Source organism: Paraburkholderia sp. AV2 (assembly GCF_054968425.1).
In genome coordinates this window covers 160,118-183,550 of sequence record NZ_JBANLK010000007.1, presented here as the reverse complement: position 1 = coordinate 183,550, position 23,433 = coordinate 160,118, and the positions used below count along the sequence as shown (strand labels likewise).

The window sequence follows — 23,433 nt, the reverse complement described above, 5'->3', positions numbered from 1 at the left end:
TCGTCCATCGCCGCAGTCTACCGCAGGCGCCTGTTTTGGCATGGCGCGCCATGCAACTGTGGCTTGCATTCGTTGCGTCTTGTGCCCGTTCAGGCTTTTGACTATCTTGCACGTGTGATCGAACAAAGGATAACTCTCCATGCTTTCTGCCTCCACCAGTCAACCGGCCCCGACCGTTCTGATCGTCGGCGCCTCACGGGGTCTCGGCCATGCGATGGCCGGCGAATTTCTGAAAAAGGGATGGAATGTGGTCGGCACCGTGCGCGGCGGGACGACGCGAACGCTGCTGCACGATCTGGCCGACGAACATGAGGGGCGCCTCGAGATCGAGGTCCTGGATATCAACGAGCCTGCCCAGCTTGCCGCGCTACGCGACAGACTCGAGGGCAGAGTTTTCGACATGCTGTTCGTGAATGCCGGCACGGCCGACAAACAGCAGACGACCATCGGCGAGGCATCGACGGAAAATTTCGTGGAGGTGATGATCACCAATGCGCTGAGCCCCATGCGCGTCATGGAGGCGCTTCAGCATCTCGTCTCGCCTGCCGGGCTGATAGGTGCGATGTCGTCCGGGCAAGGCAGCATCGCCAACAATACGGTGGCGTTGCGCGAGATTTATCGCGGCAGCAAGGCCGCGCTGAACATGTTCATGCGCAGCTTTTCGGTTCGGCAAGCGGCAAGCGAGGCCACGACCAGGCGGGCCTTCGTGCTGATGGCGCCCGGCTGGGTTCGCACGGCCCTGGGCGGGCCCGATGCGCGCCTGACCCTAGAGGAAAGCGTGCCGAATCTCGTGAACGTGCTGCTTGCGAAGCACGGACGGCCCGGCCTTGAATATCTCGACTATCTCGGCAGGACGGTGCCCTGGTAATACGCGCCCCACGCGACGGGTGCCGGCCCCGGCACCCGCTTTCAGCTCACGCGGCCTGACCGGACTCAGCGGTGCGGGTCCTTCCCTCGCCGCACGTCCGGGCCTCCGCGGCTATGGCACCCGTCACTGCAGATGCTGGCCGCCGTTGATCGCGATGTTGGCGCCGGTAACGAAACCGGCCTCGCGCGAGCACAGGTACTGCACCAGCGCGGCGATCTCCTCGGGTTCGCCAAGGCGGCCCACGGGAATCTGCGGGATGATCTTCGTGTCGAGAATCTCCTGCGGCACGGCCATGACCATCTTCGTGGCAATGTAGCCAGGCGAGATCGTGTTGACCGTCACGCCACGCTTCGCGACTTCGAGTGCAAGTGACTTCGTAAAGCCGTGCATGCCCGCTTTCGCAGCCGCGTAGTTCGTCTGCCCGAAGCCGCCCTTCGAACCGATGATCGACGAGACGTTGACGATACGCCCCCAGCCGCGTTCGACCATGCCTTCGCAGACGGGCTTGGTCATGTTGAAGACCGAGTCGAGATTGGTGCGCAACACCGCATCCCAGTTCACCTTGTCGAGCTTCCTGAAGCTCGCGTCGCGCGTGATTCCGGCGTTGTTCACCAGGATATCCACGGGGCCCACCTCCGCCGCGATCTGCCGGACGCATCGCTGGCACGAGTCGTAGTCGGCCACGTCGACCGGATACGCAAGGAACTGCCGCCCTTGCGACTCTCTCTTTGCGAGCCACTCGTTCGCACCGGTATTGCCCGGCGAATGCGTCACGATAACCGCGTATCCGGCGTCGTGCAGCCTGACACTGACCGCTTCGCCAATACCCCCCATACCACCGGTCACGACCGCGATTTGCCTTGCCATGGAACATCCTCCTTGAACAAAATCGGGCACGGCCAATGCGCACGGCATAGACGCGCCTATCAAAACCCCATCTGAATCATTACGCACTGCTTAAAAACAGGCAGCGCCCCCATTCGATCAGAATTCGTTGTTATGTGCTGGACGCGCCGGTCTTGCGCGCCGGACTGCCGTGAGATGCCTGGAGGTACGGCTTTGTACTTTCAGGCCGGGCAGTCCGGATGTCTTGGGTCTAGTGAATGCAACCGACGGCTTGCAGAACAGATTTGCCGTCGCTCGTGATGCAGGGTCTGCGCCCTGCTGTCCCTTCTTCGAGGGATACGAGATGTCGTGCCAACAGGGTATCGAGCTCGGCTCGATCCAGTTCGACCTGATCGGGTGAGTCCTTGATCAGCATGAGAGTGGCAAACTCATGAGGGCTCAGCATGTCGTCTCCTTATAGTGTCGGTCTACGCCGCTGCAAGACTGAATAACCTTCCCGCCCCTTGCGTCCCTCGGGCGAGAAGTTGCTGATCGACTCGTCGTTTCCCCGCTTGTTCGAACCGTGACGTTCGAGATCACGCGGGCTCATCATAACTGTTCAATAGTGAATTGCAATATGTGGGATGAGCATTTCGGCGACAAGTTTCCGCAAAAATCCGGGCTATGCGAAGTAGCGCGCACGTTCGTTCTAATAATTCGTGCCGCATTTTTACGGGAGAGTCAGCCCCGCATGAAGCCTTTTGAATACCCGCGTAATGATCTGCCCAATGCCCCGCGGATACTCGGGCACCGTCGATACGATGAAGCGTAAGCAAACAATGTGTACTTTTGATTTCAACGTGCACAACGCTGGCGCGCAAGTTGCGTGCCGCCATGCAGGTCGCAGTCCTGATTACTCTGGATACGCTTCCACTGCATCGGACAGGCGTTGAAGCCGTAGCGCGGTGTCTTCACGCAGGCGGCAACGCGCGCAAGGCCATGTCCCGCCCCAACGCGTCCCGCAAAACCCTCGTGTATCATCTATCGCGAGCCAGTCAACTGGCCCCGGCTCCCATTGCAGGAGCTCACCGACGAGGTCTTTTTGCCCGCTTTTTGCCCGCTTCTTGCCCGAACGGGTTCCGAAATTCCAACAACTATGGAGTCTGGCAATGAAATCAATCGTTGAACGCGCGGCGGCGACCGCCGCACTGTCCGTCGCTCTCGCAGTTACCGCCCTGCCTTCCGTATCCTTCGCGCAAAGTTCGGACGCGAGCGCGCCGATGAGCCGCTCCGCGGCCCGAAAAGCGAATCATCAACTGGAGCGCCAGGTGGTGAGCGCACTCAGCAAGGCGAAAATCGACGTCGCCGATGTTCGCGTGATCGCCAAGCATGGGGAAGTCGACCTGGCCGGCGAGGTTGCCCACCAGAAGGAAGTTGACGACGCGGCCACCGTGGCGGGCCAGGTGCCGGGCGTCACCGACGTGAAGAACTATCTCACCGTCTATGAGGGCGGCGGACGCTAACGCCCGAACGTATGCGGCTTTCGGGCCGCACCATCGCGCCCGCCCCATCCATCCGCGCCGGGCGGCCGGACTGAACCCCGGCCAGCCCCTTCAGCCTGTCAATGGGCGGCCAGATAAGCCTTCACCGCCTGCAACCCGTCCTTCCCGTCGAAAGTCTGCACGCCTGCCAGCCATGGGTCGAGCGTCTGCGGATTCGCCTTCAGCCATTCGAGCGCCGCCTTGTTCGGGTCCTCCTTGTTCATGATGGGAACCATCACGTGATTTTCGATCGCCGTGGTGAATTTCAGGTTCGAAACGAGCTTCGCCGCGTTCGGGCATCGCGCCGCATAGTCGGGCGGCGTGGCCGTGAACACCTTGGCCTCGCCATAGTTCGGCCCGAACACGTCGTCGCCGCCGGCCAGATAGTCGATCTTCATCTGAACATTCATCGGGTGCGGCTCCCACCCGAGGAACACGATCCACTTCTTCTCGCGAATCGCGCGGTTGACCTCCACGAGCATGCCCGCTTCGCTCGATTCGACGAGCTTGAACTTGCCGAGGCCGAACTGATTCCCCTGGATCATCTTGTTGATCAGCGCGTTGCCGTCATTGCCGGGCTCGATCCCGTACACCTTGTCGTCGAGCTTGTCGGCGTACTTCTGAATATCGGCGAACGTCTTGAGGCCGCCGTTATAGACATAATCGGGCACGGCGAGCGTGTATTTCGCGCCGGTGAGATTCGGTGTCGGCAATACCTTGATGCTGCCGGCCTTTACGAACGGGTCGATGATCGGGTCCATCGTCGGCGCCCAGTAGCCGAGAAATACGTCGATCTGCTTGCTCTTGATGCCCGCGAACGTAATGGGCACGGACGCGATGGTTTTGGTCGGGTTATAGCCCAGCCCCTCGAACAGCGTCGAGGCAAGCCCCGTGGTCGCGGCGATGTCGGTCCAGCCGACGTCCGCGAAGCGCACGGTGCGGCAAGCCGCCGGGTCCGTCGCGTGGGCACTGGTGGCGGCAAGAGCAAGCACGCCAGCGGCGATTTTCAGATGATTGCGTTTCATGAACATCCTCTCGTTGGAAGCGGCGACAGACACGAAAAAATCAACAGGGGTTACACGCGACCGGACTGACGCCGCTCGGCGCTGGGCGCGTGGCCGAACTGGGCGCGATAGGCCTTGCTGAAGTGACATGGCGAATGAAATCCGCAGGACGTGGTCACCTCGGCGATCGTGGCGTCGGTCGCGCGCAACAGCTCGCGCGCCCGGCGCAGGCGCAGGTTCAGGTAGTAATGCGTGGGGGAAACATTCAGGCAGACCTTGAAGATGCGTTGCAAATGCCGCTGTGAAAGCTTGACGAGCCGCGCCAGTTCGTCGAGCGAAAGCGGCTCCTCGATATTGGCCTCCATCAGGCGCACGACCTCGATCAGTTCCGCGCGCGAAGGCCCCATGCGCGCGTCGATGGGAATCGGCTGCTGATCGCTGTCCCGGCGAATCCGTTCGAGAATGAACTGCTCCGAGATCTGCGCCGCGAGATTGCGTCCGAAACGCAGGCTGACGAGGTTGAGCATCATGTCGAGCGGCGCCGTACCGCCCGTGCAGGTGAGCCGGTCGCGATCGATCACGAACAGCTCGTCTGCGAAGCGCACGTTGGGAAACTCGGCGTGCAGCGCCGGCAGGTCCTCCCAATGCGAAGTGCAGTGGTAGCCGTCGAGCAAGCCCGCGGACATCAGCGCGTACGCCCCGGTACAGACCCCGCCCAGCAGCACGCCGCGATCGGCGGCGCCGTGAAGCAGCGCCTTCACCTCCTCGCTCACGGCACTGCGAACCCGCGTGCCGCCGCACACGATCAGCACGTCGGGCATGCCGGCCGCTTCGAGCGTCGTGGTCGGCCTGAGCGCGATGCCGTTGCTCGCGTGCGCCGTCGCGCCGTCCGGCGTGATGACCGACCAGCGATAGTGCGTCTCGCGGGCCAGGTAGTTCGCCATGCGCAGCACTTCCACGGCGGTGCTGAAGGCGATCATCGAAAAACTCGGCAACGTAAGGAACCCGAAATATTCAGGCCTGGCAAGATCGAGTCGGTCGGTCGTGGACACCACGCTGCGCTCCCTGGGGCCGGTTCAGCTTTGTGCGGCGACCGGATGCTCGCGCCTGACGCGCATCACGTTGCGCAATCCCGCGAAGCGCGGTGCGGGCGCCGTGCCGGGCGTGCGGCCGAAGCTTTCCGTAATGCGGTCCAGCATGATCGCAAGCAGCACGACCGAAAGACCGCTCTCGAAGCCAAGGCCGATGTCGAGCCGCTGGATACTGGCGAGCACGTCGTTGCCGAGACCGCCCGCGCCGACCATCGAAGCGATGATCACCATCGAGAGCGCCATCATGATCGTCTGGTTCACGCCCTGCATGATCGAAGGCAGCGCGTTAGGAAACTGCACCTTGTAGAGTAGCTGCCACGGCGTGCAGCCGAACGCCTGGCCCGCCTCCACGATCTCCCGGTTCACCTGGCGAATGCCGAGGCTCGTCAGACGCACCGCGGGCGGCATGGCGAAGATGACGGTCGAGAGTATCCCAGGCACGCGGCCGAGGCCGAAGAGCATGGCGGCCGGAATCAGATAGACGAATGCCGGCATGGTCTGCATGAGGTCGAGGATCGGACGCACGATCATGGCCACGTGCTTGTTCTTCGCGGTCCAGATGCCAAGCGGCACGCCCAGCACGAGGCTGATGAGCGTGGAGGACAGCGTCAGCGCGAGCGTGATGATCGTCTGGTCCCAGAAGCCCGTCGCATAGATCAGGAACAGCGACAGCGCGGCGAACAGCGCGAAGCGCCAGCCCACGCGCCAGAGCCCGACACCGATGAAGAGCGCCATCATGACGCCCATCGGGATGGCCTGAAGCCCGTGCTCGATCAATGCGGCGAGGCCTTCGATGAAGCGGCCGATCGAATCGAACGTGCTGGCGTCGTGATCGAGCAGATAGTGGACGGACTGGTCGACCCAGCTTCCCAGGGGAATGATCTCAGACATGGGCACCTCGACTGCGCGTAATGACCTTCAGAACGGAAGCCTGATCGACGGAACCGCAATAGCGGTCCGTTTCGTCGACCACCGGCAGCGCCGTGCGGCTCGCACAGACGCGCGATACCACCTGATCGAGCGGCGTAGCGCGCCGGATGCTCTCGACCTTGCGCAGCGACGGCGACGCGCTGCCTATCGCCTCGCGCGTCACGAAACCGCGAATGCGCTGCTCCGCATCGAGCACGAACGCATATTCCGCACTGCCATTCAACGAGGCGGCGATGCCCGACGGGTCGAACTGGCGCACGAGCGGCACGCTGTTGGACTGCATCAGGTCGCCGGCCGTCAGGTAGCGGCTCGTATCGACGCCTTCGAAGAAGGCCCGCACGTAGTCGTCCGCGGGGTTGGCGATGATCTCCTGCGGCGTGCCGATCTGCACCACGCGCCCGCCCTCCATGATCGCGATGCGATTGCCGATGCGCAGCGCCTCTTCGAGATCGTGCGAAACGAACATGATCGTGCGGCGCTGGTTCTTCTGCAGTTCCAGCAGCACGTTCTGCATTTCCTTGCGCTTGAGCGGATCGAGCGCGGAGAACGCCTCGTCCATGATCATCAGCGAAGGGTTGACCGCAAGGGCGCGCGCAAGACCCACGCGCTGCTGCATGCCGCCCGAAAGCTCGGCCGGCAGCTTCTTTGCGAAGGCGGCGAGGCCGACCTGTTCGAGCACTTCGAGCGCGCGCCGCTCGCGCGCCTTGCGGTTCATGCCGGCCACCTCGAGGCCGAACGCGGCATTCGAGAGCACGGTGCGCTGCGGCATCAGCGCGAACGACTGGAACACCATGCTCATGTCGGTGCGGCGCAGCGCCGTGAGTTCGGAGCGGCGCACCGCGGCGATGTCGTGACCGTCGATGACGACCTTGCCCGCCGTCGGCTCGACGAGCCGGTTGACGAGACGGATCAGCGTGGATTTGCCGGAGCCCGAAAGCCCCATCAGCACGAAAATCTCGCCTTCCTTGACGTCGAAGGACACGTTATGAACGCCGACCACGTGGCCGGTCTTCGCAAACACTTCGTCCTTGGAGGCACCGCGCGCCAGCATGTCGCGCGCGATTTTCGGGTTGTCCCCGAATACCTTACACAAACCTTCAACCACGATCTTTGGCGATTTCATCGACTCCATCTCCTCGTGGTGCAGGCGCCGGCCCGCACAGTGTGTCTATATAGTTGCCAGAAAAAACCGCCGCTAACCGACGAATTCCGACAGGTGCTTGCGGAAAAGCGACACGCCCCGCCGGACCGCCACCCTACCTTCGCTTTCCCTCGCGCGAAAGCCCGTTCGCGAGGGATGCTGCATTGCACCGAGGCTCATGGGCTTGCCCCGCTCCATCAGAAGCTGTGCGTGATCGCAAGGCGCCCGACTATCTGGTGCGAATTCGACGAAACGCCCGCCGACCCCGGGATATACGCGTAGTCGAGGATAGTCCCGCTCGTGTTGCCCGACACCTTCTGGTACACGAACTGGCCGTACACCGCGGTGCGTTTCGAGAAGTTGTACTGCGCCATCACACCGCCCTCGTTCCAGTGCGGCGTGGCATCGCCCGAGTCCTGCTGCACTTCGGCGCGCGTATAGGTGTACATACCACCCACGAAGAACGTCGGCGTCAGATTGTATTTGACGCTGAATTCCGCGTTGTCGAAACGCAGTCCGTTCGCCGCGAGCGGACCCACATAGATCGACGCCGAAGGCTGGTCCACATTCGTATGCGTATAGACCGCGCCGAGCACCACGGGCCCGATGCCGTAGTTCGCGCCGATGCCCCAGATTTTCTGGCTTTGCGCGGAGAAGCCCATGTCGTTGGTGGCGACGGCGCCGCCGGTCGTCGTACCCGCCCCCGAAAGGTCCTCGAAGGCCGCGCCGACCGTGAGCGTCGACCAGTTATAGGTGAGGCCGAGGCTGTAGACGCGGTTCTGCGCAAATCCCGCCTCGTTGCTGAAGCCGTAGAGCGCGGTGCCCGACAAGCCCGCGTAAGTGGCCGACGTGTACTTGACGGCGTTGCTCGCGTGGAAGCTGCCGTCCGTGTTGTCGTTATCGAGCGGATGCGCGAACAGATAGCCGCCCCAACTGCTGTTGACGGTGAGCGGCCCGATCACGTCGACGATCGAATCGAACTGGCGCCCGAACGTCAGCGTGCCGAAGCGGGTGTCCTGGAGTCCGACATACGACTGATAGCCGAACAGGCGTCCGCCATAGTAGAGTTGCCCGTTTTCCATCATGAAGCCGCTTTCGAGGTCGAAGATCGCACTGAGTCCGCCGCCCAGATCTTCGGTGCCCTTGATCCCCCAGCGGCTCGTGACGAGGTCCACGCTGGCCATCTGCCATGCGCTCTTGCCCCCCGTGTTATTCGTGTAGTTCAGGCCTTCGTCCAGCGCGCCGAACAGCGTGACGCTGCTTTGCGCATGGCTCGTGTTCGCGAGACTCGCAAGCGCAACGGCCACACCGGTCAGCATGGCGGCATCCAGTCTTTTCATGGTTCGATTCACTCCCGTGTGCCGAGGATGGAGAAACCGGGGCTCGCAGCCGCCGCCACGGCCCGCAAGGGAATGCCCCTTACGTACCGTCCGGCCGATACCGGAAAAGCGCCCTGGCCTGTGCCGGCGGCGCCCGCAACGCGCCGCCGTGGTATGCACAGTAACTGCCCATATTTCGGGTAACGCCATCAAAGACGACACGGATTGGTCGGTTTGCGACAACGGCGTCCATCTCGCGCCGTGCCGCCGTTCGGGCGCTCCGCCCGGCACTCCGGTTGGCGTGCCGATACCGGCGATACGGCGCGCCGATTCTATGCAGCCCGAAGGAAATACGGTGTACTCGCGCCACCGCCCGTGCACTCGCGCCGCGCAAAACCGGTGCCGCGCACGAGGCCTTTCTTTCGACATCCGGAGAATCCGCATGCCCGCAACCGTTCGTCCCCATCCTTATGTTCTGACGCTGTCCTGTCCGAGCGCGGCAGGCCAGGTGGCCGCCGTCGTCGGCTACCTCGACAAGCGCCATTGCTACATCGACGAACTCACGGTCTTCGACGACGACATCAGCTCGCGCTTTTTCGTGCGCTGCGTCTTTCACGAAGTCACGGACGCAGGCCCCGCCGCGCTCGATCTCGCCGCGCTGCGCGACGGTTTTCAGCCCATCGCGCGCGACTTCGGCATGACCTGGGCCATACACGACGTAGCGGTGCGCCCCAAGGTGCTGATCATGGTTTCGCGGCTCGAACACTGCCTCGCCGACCTGCTGTTTCGCTGGCGCATGGGCGAGCTGCAGATGGACATCGTGGGCGTCGCGTCGAACCATGCCGACTTCGAACCGCTCGCGCGGCAACACGGGCTTGCGTTTCACCACTTGCCCGTGACGCCCGAGACGCGGGCGCAGCAGGAAGCGCGCGTGCTCGAACTGTTCGAATCGAGCGGCGCGGAACTGCTGATTCTCGCGCGCTACATGCAGATCCTTTCCGATGCAACGAGCCGCCGGCTCGCGGGGCGCGCGATCAACATCCACCACTCGTTCCTGCCGGGCTTCAAGGGCGCACGCCCCTATCACCAGGCGCATGCGCGCGGCGTCAAGCTGATCGGGGCAACGGCGCATTTCGTCACCGACGATCTCGACGAAGGCCCCATCATCGAGCAGGAGGTGCAGCGCGTGGACCATTCGCTGGGCCCGGAGCGGCTCCTGGCCGTGGGACGCGACGTGGAATGCGTGACGCTCGCGCGAGCCGTCAAGGCGTTCGTGGAGCGCCGCGTGTTCATCAACGGCGAGCGGACTGTCGTGCTGTGAGTAGAGGCTGCAAAGACAGCCGGCGAGGCCGCGATGGCGAGCCTCGCCTTGACCAGTGGCAGAACGAAAGAATCAGAAGTACGGCTTCGCCAGGTGATGCGAAAGCCAGACCACCAGGACCGCGAGCACGAGCGCGCCATACGGCAGCCAGCGCCGGATGCCGGTGTTGTGCGCCTCGTCCTGCAGCGCCATGTCCTGCGCCATGCGTGCGGGAAAGCGGCCACGGTCCTGCCAGAAGTGGCGGTACAGGAACACCGGCACGATCAGCAGCATCGCGATCAGGCCGTTGCGCATCGTGCCGATGCCCTGCAAATCCGCGCCTGCGCCAATGAACGCGAGATCGAGGTAGCCGCACAGCGCGCCCGCCGCGAGCAGCCAGGTCGGACAGCGGAACGGCCGCTCCGCCCTGGGGCGATCCATGCGATGAATCCAGCCCGACTGGAGATTCAGGAATACGAAGATCATGTAGCAGACGTTCGAGATGGCCAGCACCGTCATGTAGTCGGACATCAGCAACAGGATCAGATTGAACCCGAGGTCGGTCCACATCGCGCGCGTGGGCGCGCCGTGCTCGTTCACGTGCGAAAGGTAGCGCGGCAGCCACCCGTCGGCCGAGGCCTGGTAGAGCGTGCGCGACGAGCCCATCATCGAGGTCATCACGATGAGCAGGATGGTGAGCACGAGCATGACGACCAGCAGATTCACCACGAGGCCGCTGCCGCCCACCATGCGCGCCATCGCCTCGCCCACGCCCGTGCCGTCCACGATCTTCGGATCGAGCATCCCCGCCGTGCCGAGCACGCCCTGGAATGCGAGCGGCACGAGCGTCATTACGAACAGACACAAGAGGCCCGACCAGAAGATGGCCCGCGCCGTATCGCGCCGCGGGTTGCGGAACTCGCGCGTATAGCAGACCGCGGTTTCGAAGCCGTACGCGGCCCAGCCCGCGAGAAACATCGCGCCGAACGCCATCGTGATGCCGCTGCCGTTCCATTTGCCGGACACCGCGGCCGTCACCGCGCCCTGGGCGTCGTGGCCGAGCGGCATCAGCGGCCACAGATGAGCGGCGGGCACGTCGCCCGTCACGAACGGCACCACGCCGACAATCACGAGCGGCGCGAGCGAAGCGATGCCCAGAATGCGCTGCGTGCGCGCGGCCTTCGACGCGCCGCCGTGCTGCAGGCGGAACGTCACGAGCAGAAATGCCGCGGCGACGAGGAAGGTCGCGTTGATGCGCAACGAGAGACCGTGCTTGACGAAGCCGAGATCGACGAGGGTCAGTTGCCAGGTGTTGATCGCGGCGTCAGGCGCGAAGAGGCTCGTGAGCATGTAGCTCGCGGCAAGCCCGGTGCCGAGCGCGAGCATGGGCGACCAGGCAAGCCAGTTGCACCACACGGAAACCGGCGCGATGAGCTTGCTGTAGCGCACCCACGCCATCGCGCCGTAAACGGAGGCCCCGCCCGACTTGTGCGGAAAGAGCCCGGAGATTTCCGCATAGGTCGCGCTCTGGATCAGGCCCATCAGGACCGCGGCGACCCAGATCGCCCACGCGGGCTGGCCAACGGTGGCCGATACGCAGCCGATCGTGAACAGCACGCCGCCCGGCACGCCGCTCGTGACCCAGAACGCGTCCTTCCAGCTCAGGCCACGCTGCAGCGTGTGATTTTCATCGTGTCCAACGCCACCTTCCAATGTCCCTTCGATGTTGCGCATGCCCGGTCCTGCATGTTCCATCGGGTGTCTCCAGCCATGTTCGATTCGTCCGACCTGATATTCGCCCCACGGCGCGCCGCTACTTGTCGACGACCAGATCGGTGAGCGGCTTGCTGCAGCATAGCAGCACCATACCCTGGTCAATTTCCCTCTGGCGTATGCCGCCGTTATGCTGCATCTGCACCTGGCCGGATACCAGCTTGACCTTGCAGGTGCCGCACATCCCCTGCGTACACGAGGCGGGCAGCCGCACGCCCGCCGCGCGGGCCGCTTCGAGCACCGACTGCCCCGCCGTGCAGCGGATCTCGCGATGGCTGCGCGCGAAGCTCACGGCGAAGTCTTGTTCCTCGGCGCCGGCGGCCTCCTGCACGGCCTCTTGCGTGTCTGCCGGCGCATCGGCGAGCGTCTCGAACGAGAAACTCTCTTCGTGATAGCGTGCCCGGTCGAAGCCCGCTTCGTCGAGCAGATCGCGCACCGCCTTCATGTACGGCGCGGGCCCGCAGGTGAAGATCTCGCGCTCCATGAAGTCCGGCGCGATAAGGCGCAGCAGCGGCAGGCTCAGAAAACCCGTGACGCCGGGCCAGTTCGTGTTCGCCCCCAAGCGCTCGCACACATACGAGGTGCGGAACCGTTGCTGGTTCGCCGCCATCAGGTCGAGCTCGCGCGCGAAGATGATGTCGCCGGGCGTGCGTGCGCTATGCACGAACACGATGTCGCGGTCCTCGCTCAGCTCGTGGTGCGCGCGGCTCATCGACATGAGGGGCGTAATGCCCGAGCCGGCCGAGAGGAACAGGTACTTGGCCGCCGGATGGCGCGCACACGTAAACTCGCCCGAGGGTCCCAGTACGCGCACGTGCGCCCCTTCGCGCAGATGGTCGTGCAGCCAGTTCGAAACCACGCCGCCCGGCACGCGCTTGACCGTGATCGAGAGCGTGTGGGGGCGCGTGGGCGACGAGGAGATCGTGTAGCAGCGGTTCACGGTCTCGCCGTCTATCTCGAGTTCGAGCGTGATGAACTGCCCCGGTTCGAACGCGAACGCCCGGCCTTGCGGAGAGCGAAAGAAAAAGCTCTTCACGTCGTGGGTCTCGTCGCGCACCTGGCAGCACTCGAGCGTCTCCTCGACGTCGCTCGTCCAGCGCGCCGGCAGCGCGCTCCAGAATTCCGGCTTCGTAAGCCGCCCCTCGAGCGGCTCGAAGGTTGCCGCATCCCGCATCATGGTGTCCTCCAGCTGCTCTCCGGCAGTCGGTGATAGGTCCGTCAAGAACGTATGTACGGCGCGTACGTTCAGGCCTCGATCTGCTCGGCAAGCCGCGCCACGTACCAGTCGCAGAACTTCTCGACGAGGCCCTCGGTGTACGGCGAATATGGGCCCGGTTCGTAAGCACTGCTTTGCGCACCGCTCTGCGAGTATTCGACGAGCGCCCGGTCCTGGTCGTTGGTCGCGCGCCAGACCGCCGTGAGGTTGTTCACGTCGTAGTCCACGCCTTCCTGCGCATCCTTGTGCACGAGCCATTTCGTGCGCACGAGCGTCTCCCCGGCGGAAAGCGGAATGACCGAGAAGGTCACGACGTGGTCGCTCATGAAATGGTGCCAGGAGTTGGGCTGGGTCCAGAACGACAGGCCGCCCAGATCGGCCTGGCGAAACTCGCCCAGCAGCTTCTTCGAGGCGATCTTCGCGTCGAGCGTCTGCGACTCGCCGCTGCGGTCGAGCGGCAGGCGCTGCGTGCGAAAGCCCGTGACGTCCAGCAGGCGGTCCACTTCGACCGACGGCAGGCTCAGGGTTTCCCACTGCTGCGCGCGTTCCTCGCAGGTCCGCTCAAAGGCCGCCATGCCTTCCGCGTTGGCGGCGCTCGGCTGGTAGCCGAAGCCGTACTCGTAGAGCGAGATGGTCAGCTCGGGATGGTTCGCCACGCAGTGATAGCACTCCCGATTGTTTTCCATCGTCAGCTTCCAGTTGCCTTTCTCGATGATGTCGATCGAGGCGGCCACCTTGCAGTTCGCCATGTCGTGCGGCAGCAGATAGGGCTCCATCGCGGCGCGCATCACGGCGAAGTCGACGGGCGGCGTGGGTGCGAGGCAAATGAAGATGAGCCCGCCCAGGCTCTCCACGTGGACGGTCTTCAGGCTGTGCTTGCAGCGGTCGAACTGGTCGCCCATGTGCTCGGCGAAACGCAGCTCGCCCGTGAGGCTATAGGTCCAGCTATGATAGGGGCAGACGATATTGCCGACGGCGCCCTTCTCTTCGTTGCACAGCCGCGCGCCGCGATGCCGGCAGACATTGTGGAATGCCCGCACCACGCCGTCGTCGTCGCGCACGATCAGGATCGAATCGCTGCCCAGCTCCACCGTGACGTAGTCGCCCGGCTCGGGAATGTCCGGCTCCACAGCCACCTGGATCCAGTGCTTGCGGAAAATCGCCTCCATATCGAGGGCAAAGATTTCATCGCTCACATAAAACGGCGCCTCGAGGCTGTAGCCCTTCTTGCGGCGGTCGACGAGCGCGCGGATGTCTGCCGAAACTTTCATGTGTGCTCCAGGGTGGGGCTGTGCCGCCAGGCCAGGCCTGGACGGCGCAAATTCAATAATCAATGAGTTGATGCTCGCGCAAATAGGCAAGTATCACTTGTGCTTTTTCGACCGAAGTTCCATCAATTACGACGCGGCCGCCACGACTTTCCGTCGTGGTGGCCGAAAGCATGCGCTGATGGCCGGAACGCTTCTCCGCCGCCGCGAGGCGCACCGGCCGGCGCGTGGCCGGGGCCAGCGCCCATTGCGCGGCTTCGGCGCAGGGCGCAGCGGCTGTTTCGCGGGTCTCGATTGCGCCGCTGCGCAGGCGCGCGTAGGCGTAGCGCGCCGTGGCGGCAGCAAGCGGATGAATCGCCACGACGGCGGGCAGCGCCACGTCCACCGCGCGGCGCACGCCCTTGGGCATGAATTGGCGCACCGCTGCGCGCCCCGCCTCCGCGGTGACCTCAACCGCCGCATTCACGAGCGGATAACCCAGCCGGTGAGCCAGCCGATAAGGCAGCATGCCGCTGTCGAACGCGCCTTCCGCACGCGTGCCGGTGAGCACGAGGTCGTAGCCGGAAACGCGCGATGCCAGCACGGCGGCGATGTCGTCCGTATCCTCGCAAGCGAGCACTTCGACGCGCGCGGCCCCCAGCGCCAGATATTCCGCGAGCGCCGGATTCGCGGCGTCGCCGGCGTGCACCACGTCGCAGCGCGCGCCGTGCCGCGCCGCGAGCGCGCGGCCGATCTCCAGCGCGGCTGCGTCGTTGCGGCTGTAACGCGCCACGCCGCTCACGGGGTGCCGCCCCGCGGAGACCAGCACGGCGATCTTCTCCAGCTTTCCGTTCATGCCGGCACTCCTTCGGTTTCCTGATTGAGTCTTGCGGCATCCCGAGGATGCGACGCCGCCTCGCGCGCGCGGCCGATCTCGTCGATCAGCGAGGCGATGGTCGACTGCGTATCGCCCACGATGGTCAGGTTGGCGCGCTTGACGATCGGCGCGCTCGCGTCGAGGTTCACCGCGATCACGTGCCGGCAGTCCTTGATGCCCTGCAGATGCTGGACCGCCCCCGAAATCCCGAATGCCACGTAGACGCTCGCCTCCACGGTCTTGCCCGTCGCGCCTATCTGCTGGTCTCGCCGGAAGAGACCGTTGTCCACGGCAACGCGGCTCGCCCCCACCGCCGCGCCGAACGCCTCGGCCAACTGGCCGAACGCGGCCACGTCGCTCACGCCGTTGCCCGCCGAGACGATGAAATCGGCTTCTTCCAGCGCGACTCGCGCGGCGTCGACGGCCTCAATACCCCGATCGGCGTAGCGGCTATCGGCGGCATCGGCGGCGTCGAGGGGTTCGCCGATATCCGCCGCGATCCGCTCGCCCGCGCCGACGAACGGCAGGCGCGGGTCCACGGCGCCCGGTGCGAGCAACACGACTCCCGGCAGCGCACGCATGGCCAGCGACCGCCTGGCATGCACATAGGCGCCCACTTGCGCGGCGTCGATCTGCACCACGTTCGTCGCGGCGCTCGCGCCGGCCAGCGCGGCATAGCGCCGGCCCAGGTCGCCGTCGCCGTAGGCGTTGTCGGGAAGCAGCACGTGGTCGGGCGCGAAACGCGCTACGCAGGCCGCCAGCGCCTGCACCTCGCGTTCGGGTGCGAACGCGCGGCTGCCGAACGAGGCCAGCTCGATGATCTTGTCCGCGCCCAGCGCGCCGCCGTCGTCGTGAAAGGCGCCGAACACCACGAGCACGACCTGCGTGGCGGCGCCTGCGATCAGGGCGGCGGCCGCGAGGGTCTGGCGGGCATGCTCGTCGAGCGCCCCACGGTCGCTGTGGGCGGCCACGAGCAGCGTGCGCTGCGCCGCCTGCATCGTGCGGCGCGGCTTCGTGCTTGCGCCATGCGCCGTTGGCATGGCCGCAGCGAACTGCGCGGCTTCATCGTGCAAAGCGTGCGTCTCGTCCGCCGCGCCAAGCGTGATCCGGCGCAGCCCTGCCGCCGTGATCGTGAAGGGCCGGCGCGGATCGATACGTTTGAGTGTCGTAGTCATCGTTTCACTCCAGCGCCGCGGCAACGAGTTCGGCCACGTCGAGCACTTCGGGACGCGGCCCGACCACGCCTTCCAGCATGGCCGTGCAGTTGGGGCAACCCACCGCGACCGTGTCCGCGCCGACGGCGCGCGCGTCGGCCATGCGGATGTCGGGAATGCGCTGCTTGCCGGGAATGTCGGTCAGCGGCGCGCCGCCTCCGCCCCCGCAGCAGCGGCCCCGCTGCCCATGCCGCTCCATTTCGACGACCTTGATGCCGATGGTCCGCAGCAGCTTGCGCGGCGCTTCCGTTTCGCCGTTGTAGCGGCCGAGGTAGCACGGGTCGTGATACGTGAGCGTGCGGTCGCGCCACGCGTCGAGCACGCCGGGCGCGAGCTTGCCGCTCGCGACGAGCTCCGCGAGGAACGTGGTGTGGTGCAGCACCTCGAAGCGCGCGCCGAGCGCCCGGTATTCGTTGCGCAGGCTATGCATCACATGCGGGTCTGCCGTGACGATGCGCGTGAAGCGCAAGCCCGACAGCGTGCCGACGAGCTGCTTCGCCATCTGCTGGAACGTCGCTTCGTCGCCGAGGCGGCGCGCCACGTCGCCCGTATCGGTTTCCTGGCCGCCGAGCACCGCGTAGTTCACGCCCGCCTTGTTGAGCACCTTCACGAGCGCGCGCAGCGTGCGCTGGTAGCGCATGTCGAATGCGCCCTCTCCGGCCACGAGCAGGACGTCCACGGCCTGGCCAGGCTGCGCGACGGGTGCGTCGAGATCGACCGCCCAGTCGTAGCGCGCGGCCTTGTCGTAGCCGCCCGCCGTGCCCGTCTCGCGCAGGTTCGCGAGCACCTCCGGCCCCTTGCCCGGCACGCTGCCGTGCACGAGCGTCTGGTTGCGGCGCATGTCGACGATCGCATCGACATGCTCGATCAGCATGGGGCATTCGTGCACGCAGGCGCGGCAGGTCGTGCAGGACCACAGCGTCTGCGCCTCGATCAGGCTGGAGACGATCGGCAGTTGCGGCTTGCCGCCGTGCCGGCCCACCTCGATGCCCGGCGTCGGGCTGCCGCTATAGGCGCTGTCCGTACCGCCCACCATGCCGGTCACGAGGTCCTGAATCAGCTTCTTCGGGTTCAGCGGCTGGCCGGCGGCGAAGGCCGGACATGCGGCTTCGCACTTGCCGCACTGCACGCAGGCGTCGAAGCTCAGGAGCTGGTTCCAGCGGAATTCGACGGGTTTGCCTACGCCGTATTCGTTCTGCTCGAGATCGACGGGCTTGAGCGCGGTGGGCGGCACCGCCGCTTCGTGCCGTTGAGTCGCACCGCCACCGGTAGCGGCATGAGCGGCAAAGCGGGCCTGGCGCGGGTGAAACGCCAGATGCAGCAAGCCGGCGAGCGCATGCTTCATCGGGCCGCCGCGTGCCGCACCGAGCGTCATGGCAAGCGCGCCGGCCGCGATCAGCACTGCGAACAGTACCGCGAGGCCGCCGGACAGGGCCGAGGCCGGCACGGCGACATAGAGCAGCAGCCCCAGCGCGAACGAGCCCAGCAGCCACGGCAGCGTGTCCCACGGCCCGCGCGAGAGGCGCGCCGGCACTGCCTGCGTGCCGTGACGGCGCCGCCAGACGAACACCGTGCCCACAAGCATCACGAGCGCGGCGAGAAAGATCAGCCGTTCGAGCCACGGCGAATAGATCGCCAGTCCGTAGTTGACGAACACGAGGCCGAACGCGGCAATCGCCCCGCCCGCCGTGGCAACGTGCGTCTTCGCAATGTACGGATCGCGGGCCACCACATGGTGCAGGTCCACGAAATACCGCTTCGGGATGGCGAACAGATTCGTCCAGCCGAAGCGGCTGTCCGCAGTCACCCGGCCGAGCCGCCAGTAGGCGGCGCGCTTCGCGAGCGCAAAGGCGAGACCGGCCACCGATGCCCAAAGCAATGCGGTAATGAGGAGCGCCGGGTTCATCGTCAGAAGTCCTTGCAAAGACGCAGCGCATCGTAAATGGCGCCGTGAATGTTGTGCATGGAGATGCAGTCGCCCACGCGGAACAGCAGGAATCGTCCGTTACCGAGCGTTTCGGCAAGCCACGGCTGCGGCTCGGCCGCGAAAAGCCGCTGCACGTCCACCTGCCCGCGGTTCACCGACTCCGGCTTCAGCGACCAGTACAGCGCGTCGTTCGGCGTCACGCCGTTTTCGATCACGACCTGATCGACGGCCCGTTCTTCCTGTTCCTCGGTGTACTCGTTGCGCAGCACCGCGATCTTCTTGCCGCCTTCTTCATAAACACGGTCGAGCCAGTAGTTCGGCGTGTGAATCACGCCCTGCGCGTAGAGCCGGCGATAGAAGATGGGGAAAGTCGTGCCGCCCACGTCGTCGGCCACCTTGACGTCCGGCGTCACGATCTCCACTTTCGAGCCGCGGCTCGAAATGAAATCCGCCACCCCGGCGCCCGCATGCGTGCTCACGCCGTCGTAGACCAGCACGTTCTGCCCCGGCTCGACACGCCCCGAAAGAATGTCCCACGAGCTCACCGCGAGCCCCGCTTCCACGCCCCAGTCCGGCACCTGCTGCGTAAAGCTGCTGCCGCCCGTGGCGAGCACGACGATGTCGGGTTTTTCCGCGAGAATCGTCTTCTCGTCGGCTGCCACGCCAAGGCGCCGGTCCACGCCAAGGCGCTTCGTTTCCATGTCGAACCAGCGCACGATGCCGGCCATCTGCTCGCGCTGCGGCGCCCTCGCCGCCAGCAGGATCTGGCCGCCCACGGCGTCCGACTTCTCGAACAGCACGACGTCGTGGCCGCGCGAGCGCGCCACGCGCGCCGCTTCGAGCCCCGCCGGCCCCGCGCCCACCACGACTACCTTGCGGCGCGGACCGCGCGACTTCTCGATCACGTGCGGCATCGTCGCTTCGCGCGAGGTGGCCGCGTTCTGCACGCACAGCACGTCGAGGCCGTTGTACTGGCGGTCGATGCAGTAGTTCGCGCCCACGCACTGCTTGATCTCGTCCTCGCGGCCGTCGCGGATCTTGATGACCATATGCGGGTCGGCGATCTGCGCGCGCGTCATGCCCACGAGGTCGATCATGCCGCTCGCGAGCAGGCGCTCGGCCTGGCCCGCGTCGCGAATGCTCTGCGCATGCATGACCGGCAGCTTGACCACCGACTTGATGCCGGCCGCGAGATGCACGAACGGCTCGGGCGGCAGCGCCATCGGCGGCATGCAGTTCGCCAGCGTGTTGTGCGTATCCGCGCCCGATCCGATCACGCCGACGTAATCGATCAGGCCCGTCTCCGCCATCGCGTGGGCGATCTCCTTCAACTGCTCGTGATCGAGCCCGTCCTCGTGAAACTCGTCGCCGCACATGCGCAGGCCGACACAGAAGTCGCGGCCCACCGCTTCGCGCACGGCGTTGAGCACCTCCACGCCGAAGCGCAGCCGGTTCTGCAGGCTGCCGCCCCATTCGTCGGTGCGATGATTCGTGCGGGGGCTCCAGAACTGGTCGATCAGATGCTGGTGCGCAGCCGAAATTTCGATGCCGTCCATGCCCGCGTCCTTCACGCGCTTCGCCGCAGCCGCAAAGTCGCCGATGATGCGGCGAATTTCCTCGACCTCGATGATCTTGGCGTTGCCGCGGTGTACGGGCTCGCGCACGCCCGAGGGCGACACCAGATGCGGCCAGTGCTCGCCGTGGAAGGCCGTGCGGCGGCCCATGTGCGTTGCCTGGATCATGATCTTCGCGCCGTGACGATGCATGGCTTCGGCGAGGCGCGCGAGCGGATCGATCACCTTGTCCGTCGCGAGGTTGACCGACTTCCACCAGCCTTGCGGGCTGTCGATCGACACCGGGCTCGAGCCGCCGCACACGGCAAGGCCCACGCCGCCCTTCGCCTTCTCCTCGTAGTAGCGGATATAGCGATCGCCGGGCAGCCCGCCCGGCTCGGCGTAGACCTCGGCATGCGCGGTGCTGACAATGCGGTTACGCAGGGTTAGCTGATTCAGCGTCATGGGCTTGAACAGATTGGGATAACGCATCGCGGGCGCCTCTTGCGCGAAATACAGTTGAAAAAACGGCTCGTCTGCCTCAGTGCGCGATCGGCGAGACTTCGAACAGGCAGCACGCGTGGTGCTCGGCCGCGCACTGCACTTCGCGCGACTGTGCGCGCGGCGCCGCGGCGGCGCTTCCGGCCGCCGTATCGTTCACCCAGTCCATCGCTCCCGCGAACCAGCCGGAAAACATGTAGCAGAGCTTGCCTTCCTTGCCGGGCTGTGCGAGCACGAACGACGAGTGCCGCAGTTCGATCGTGGCGCGGGACGCGGCCGGGTCGGCCTCGACGATCCTGAAGAGGCCCCAGCCGCGCTGCGAGAGGCGCTTCAGGTAATGCTCGAACACGGCCATGCCGGTGAGGCCGTGCTGCTTTGCTTCCTTCTCGCACCAGTGGTACGCGGACTTGTAGCCGGCCCGGTACAGAATTTCGGCGTAGGCTTCGCGCCCGAGCGCTTCCTCCACGGCCGTGTGGTTGTTCGTGAAGAAATGCCGGGGCACGTAGAGCATCGGCAGGGCGTCGGTCTTCCAGACACCGGTTTCGGCATCGACGTCGATGGGCAGTTGCGGTTGCATGCGGGGACTCCGTAGGGTGAGCGATGCCTGCGCCGGCGTGGCGGAGCACGCCGGCGGCACCTTGTTTTCAGGCCGTCGAGTGAAAAAGAGGGGAGCGCTCAGGCGCCCCACACGTCACGGAACACGCGGACCCAGTTTTCGCCCATGATCTTGCGGATGCGCGTCTCGCTCCAGCCGGCACGCTCCATCGCGCGCGTGAGATTCGGAAACTCGCCGATGGTGCGAATGCCTTCCGGGTTCACGACCTTGCCGAAGTTCGTGAGGCGGCGATAGCGGCCCTTGTCGTGCGTGAGCCAGTCGAAGAAGTCGACGCTGTAGCCCTGGGTGAAGTCCGTGCCGATGCCCACCGAGTCTTCGCCGATCAGATTGACCACGTAGCCGATGGCCTCGATATAGTCCTCCACGGTCGCGTCGATGCCGCGCTTGAGGAACGGCGCGAACATGGTCACGCCCACGAAGCCGCCGGCGTCGGCGATCTCCTTCAACTGCGCGTCGGACTTGTTGCGCGGGTGCTCCTTGAGTCCCGAGGGCAGGCAATGCGAGTAGCACACCGGCTTCTTCGAGAATGCGATGGCCTCCGACGAGGTGTTGCCGCCCACATGCGAAAGATCGACCATGATGCCCACGCGGTTCATTTCGGCGATCACTTCGCGGCCGAAATCCGAAAGGCCGCCGTCGCGCTCGTAGCAGCCGGTCCCGACGAGGTTCTGCGTGTTGTAGCAGAGCTGCACGACGCGCACGCCCATGTCGGCGAACGCTTCGATGTACCCCAGGTTGTCCTCGAACGCATGCGCGTTCTGGAAGCCGAGGATGACGCCCGTACGGTTTTCCCGCTTCGCCCTGGCAATATCGTCGGTAATCCGAACGAGTGTCAGCAGCTCGCTGTTATCGCGGATCATCTGCTTCATCGTGGCGATGTTGTCCACCGTCTTCGCGAAGCTCTCCCATACGGAGACCGTGCAGTTCGCCGCGGTCACTCCGCCCTTTCTCATGTCTTCGAACACCGGCCGCTCGAACTTCGAGATGTTCAGGCCGTCGATGACAATGCTGTTCTCATGCAGGTTGCTCATGCTTGACTCCGTCTTCGTTCGTGTTGTCGTTCGCGCGGTTTCGACGCGCGATCAGTAGATCGGGAAGCGCTCGCAGAGCGCGAAGATTTCGCGACGCACGCGCTGTTCGGTCGCCGCGTCGCCTTCCGGTTGCGCGCGCAACGCGTCGAACACCTCCAGAATCAGGCGGCCGATCTCGCGGAACTCCGCCACGCCGAAGCCGCGCGTCGTGCCCGCGGGCGTGCCGAGGCGTATGCCGGAAGTCACGGTCGGCTTCTCGGGATCGAACGGAATGCCGTTCTTGTTGCAGGTGATGCCCGCGCGTTCGAGCGCCTGCTCGACCTGGTTGCCCTTGAGCCCCTTCGGACGCAGGTCGACGAGCAGCAGATGATTGTCGGTGCCGCCCGTCACGAGATCGACGCCGCCCGCCGTCAGCACTTCGCCCAGCGCTTTCGCATTGGCGAGCACGGCATCGATATAGATCTTGAAGCTGTCCTGCAGCGCCTCGCCGAACGCCACCGCCTTGCCGGCGATCACGTGCATGAGCGGGCCGCCCTGCAGGCCGGGGAACACGGCCGAGTTGATCTTCTTCGCGATCTCCTCGTCGTTGGTCAGCACGAAGCCGCCGCGCGGACCGCGCAGCGTCTTGTGCGTGGTCGAGGTGACGACGTGCGCGTGCTCAACCGGATTCGCGTGACGGCCGGCCGCGATCACACCCGCAATATGCGCCATGTCGACCATGAGCCGCGCGCCCACGCTGTCTGCAATGGCGCGAAAGCGTGCGAAATCCAGCTCGCGCGGATAGGCCGAGAAGCCGGCGATGATGAGCGCGGGCTTGTGGTCATGCGCGAGACGCTCCACCTGCTCGTAGTCGATGCGCTGCGTCTCGCGGTCCACGCCGTACTGCACGGCGTTAAACCACTTGCCCGAGAGTGCGGCCTTCGCACCGTGCGTGAGGTGGCCGCCCGCATCGAGCGACATGCCGAGCACGGTATCGCCCGGCTTCGCGAGCGCCAGCATCACGGCGCCATTGGCCTGTGCGCCCGAATGCGGCTGCACGTTGGCGAACCCCGCGTCGAACAACTGCTTGATGCGCGAGAGCGCGAGCGCCTCGATCTCGTCGGCGAATTCGCAGCCGCCGTAGTAGCGCTTGCCCGGATAGCCCTCCGCATACTTGTTCGTCAGCACGCTGCCCTGCGCTTCCAGCACCGCTCGCGAGACGATGTTTTCCGAAGCGATCATCTCTACCTGGGATTGCTGACGTTCCAGTTCCTTGAGGAGGGAGTGGCGCACGGCGCCGTCGCGTTCTGCAAGGGACTGCGCGAAGAAGGGGTTGGCGTTCGACATGGGGGGTTCCGTTGGCGTCCGTGGGTCCGTTAGTAATGGGAAGCAGTGCCGCCGTGGCTGTGCCGGATGCGCGCTTCGCCCGACTGGCCTCGTGTTTCACCACCTCACCGACGGCTCTATTCTTGTCTTTCGC

The 23,433-nt window shown here is 65.2% G+C and carries 19 protein-coding genes and 1 pseudogene; 3 read left to right on the top strand and 17 right to left on the bottom strand.

Annotated elements, in window-relative coordinates:
- The first annotated feature begins 139 nt into the window (after positions 1-139).
- The gene (locus tag V8683_RS08165) at positions 140-868 is read left to right on the top strand and encodes an SDR family NAD(P)-dependent oxidoreductase (RefSeq protein ID WP_411192262.1); all 729 of its coding nucleotides are present in this window, start codon (positions 140-142) and stop codon (positions 866-868) included.
- Between the two features lie 123 nt (positions 869-991).
- Here the strand turns inward: V8683_RS08165 and phbB are convergent, their stop codons facing one another.
- Positions 992-1,735: an acetoacetyl-CoA reductase gene (phbB, locus tag V8683_RS08160; RefSeq protein ID WP_411192261.1), complete on the bottom strand. Its 744-nt coding sequence runs from the start codon at positions 1,733-1,735 to the stop codon at positions 992-994.
- Between the two features lie 229 nt (positions 1,736-1,964).
- Entirely contained in the window at positions 1,965-2,159 is a 195-nt protein-coding gene (locus V8683_RS08155; RefSeq protein ID WP_411192260.1) for a hypothetical protein, read from the bottom strand.
- 703 nt (positions 2,160-2,862) lie between these two features.
- On the opposite strand from V8683_RS08155, the gene V8683_RS08150 reads away from it, so the two are divergent.
- Complete coding sequence (locus V8683_RS08150) at positions 2,863-3,216, top strand: BON domain-containing protein (protein ID WP_411192259.1); 354 nt, start codon at positions 2,863-2,865, stop codon at positions 3,214-3,216.
- A 98-nt stretch (positions 3,217-3,314) separates the two neighbouring features.
- Here the strand turns inward: V8683_RS08150 and V8683_RS08145 are convergent, their stop codons facing one another.
- From V8683_RS08145 to V8683_RS08125, 5 genes and pseudogenes are all read right to left on the bottom strand, one after another.
- A complete protein-coding gene (locus tag V8683_RS08145; RefSeq protein ID WP_411192258.1) occupies positions 3,315-4,259 on the bottom strand; it encodes a choline ABC transporter substrate-binding protein in 945 nt (314 codons plus the stop codon).
- 50 nt (positions 4,260-4,309) lie between these two features.
- Positions 4,310-5,293 (bottom strand): GlxA family transcriptional regulator, encoded by a 984-nt coding sequence (locus tag V8683_RS08140; protein WP_411192257.1) that lies wholly within the window; start codon positions 5,291-5,293, stop codon positions 4,310-4,312.
- 21 nt (positions 5,294-5,314) lie between these two features.
- Positions 5,315-6,220 (bottom strand): choline ABC transporter permease subunit, encoded by a 906-nt coding sequence (choW, locus tag V8683_RS08135; protein ID WP_411192256.1) that lies wholly within the window; start codon positions 6,218-6,220, stop codon positions 5,315-5,317.
- A pseudogene (locus V8683_RS08130) lies at positions 6,213-7,495 on the bottom strand (quaternary amine ABC transporter ATP-binding protein); the annotation flags it as partial. The gene choW and the pseudogene V8683_RS08130, both read right to left, overlap by 8 nt.
- 102 nt (positions 7,496-7,597) lie before the next feature.
- Complete coding sequence (locus tag V8683_RS08125) at positions 7,598-8,740, bottom strand: porin (protein ID WP_411192255.1); 1,143 nt, start codon at positions 8,738-8,740, stop codon at positions 7,598-7,600.
- A gap of 421 nt (positions 8,741-9,161) precedes the next feature.
- On the opposite strand from V8683_RS08125, the gene V8683_RS08120 reads away from it, so the two are divergent.
- Positions 9,162-10,040, top strand: a complete 879-nt coding sequence (locus tag V8683_RS08120) for a formyltetrahydrofolate deformylase (RefSeq protein ID WP_411192254.1) — start codon at positions 9,162-9,164, stop codon at positions 10,038-10,040.
- Between the two features lie 72 nt (positions 10,041-10,112).
- Here the strand turns inward: V8683_RS08120 and V8683_RS08115 are convergent, their stop codons facing one another.
- From V8683_RS08115 to V8683_RS08070, 10 genes are all read right to left on the bottom strand, one after another.
- Positions 10,113-11,753, bottom strand: a complete 1,641-nt coding sequence (locus V8683_RS08115) for an APC family permease (RefSeq protein ID WP_411192544.1) — start codon at positions 11,751-11,753, stop codon at positions 10,113-10,115.
- A 79-nt stretch (positions 11,754-11,832) separates the two neighbouring features.
- The gene (locus tag V8683_RS08110; protein WP_411192253.1) at positions 11,833-12,969 is read right to left on the bottom strand and encodes an FAD-binding oxidoreductase; all 1,137 of its coding nucleotides are present in this window, start codon (positions 12,967-12,969) and stop codon (positions 11,833-11,835) included.
- A 68-nt stretch (positions 12,970-13,037) separates the two neighbouring features.
- Entirely contained in the window at positions 13,038-14,279 is a 1,242-nt protein-coding gene (locus V8683_RS08105; RefSeq protein WP_411192252.1) for an aromatic ring-hydroxylating oxygenase subunit alpha, read from the bottom strand.
- Positions 14,280-14,331: 52 nt separating this feature from the next.
- A complete protein-coding gene (locus tag V8683_RS08100; protein WP_411192251.1) occupies positions 14,332-15,111 on the bottom strand; it encodes an electron transfer flavoprotein subunit beta/FixA family protein in 780 nt (259 codons plus the stop codon).
- Entirely contained in the window at positions 15,108-16,307 is a 1,200-nt protein-coding gene (locus tag V8683_RS08095; RefSeq protein ID WP_411192250.1) for an electron transfer flavoprotein subunit alpha/FixB family protein, read from the bottom strand. Before V8683_RS08095 ends, V8683_RS08100 begins: the two co-directional genes overlap by 4 nt.
- Positions 16,308-16,311: 4 nt before the next feature.
- A complete protein-coding gene (locus tag V8683_RS08090) occupies positions 16,312-18,252 on the bottom strand; it encodes a (Fe-S)-binding protein (RefSeq protein ID WP_411192249.1) in 1,941 nt (646 codons plus the stop codon).
- 2 nt (positions 18,253-18,254) lie between these two features.
- The gene (locus tag V8683_RS08085; RefSeq protein ID WP_411192248.1) at positions 18,255-20,318 is read right to left on the bottom strand and encodes an oxidoreductase; all 2,064 of its coding nucleotides are present in this window, start codon (positions 20,316-20,318) and stop codon (positions 18,255-18,257) included.
- Positions 20,319-20,367: 49 nt separating this feature from the next.
- Positions 20,368-20,904 carry a DUF5943 domain-containing protein gene (locus tag V8683_RS08080; protein WP_411192247.1) on the bottom strand — a complete coding sequence of 179 codons (537 nt, stop codon included), beginning with the start codon at positions 20,902-20,904 and terminating at the stop codon, positions 20,368-20,370.
- Positions 20,905-21,002: 98 nt separating this feature from the next.
- Positions 21,003-21,974, bottom strand: coding sequence for a dipeptidase (locus V8683_RS08075; protein ID WP_411192246.1), 972 nt, complete (start codon positions 21,972-21,974; stop codon positions 21,003-21,005).
- Between the two features lie 51 nt (positions 21,975-22,025).
- Entirely contained in the window at positions 22,026-23,300 is a 1,275-nt protein-coding gene (locus V8683_RS08070; RefSeq protein ID WP_411192245.1) for a serine hydroxymethyltransferase, read from the bottom strand.
- Positions 23,301-23,433: the final 133 nt, after the last annotated feature.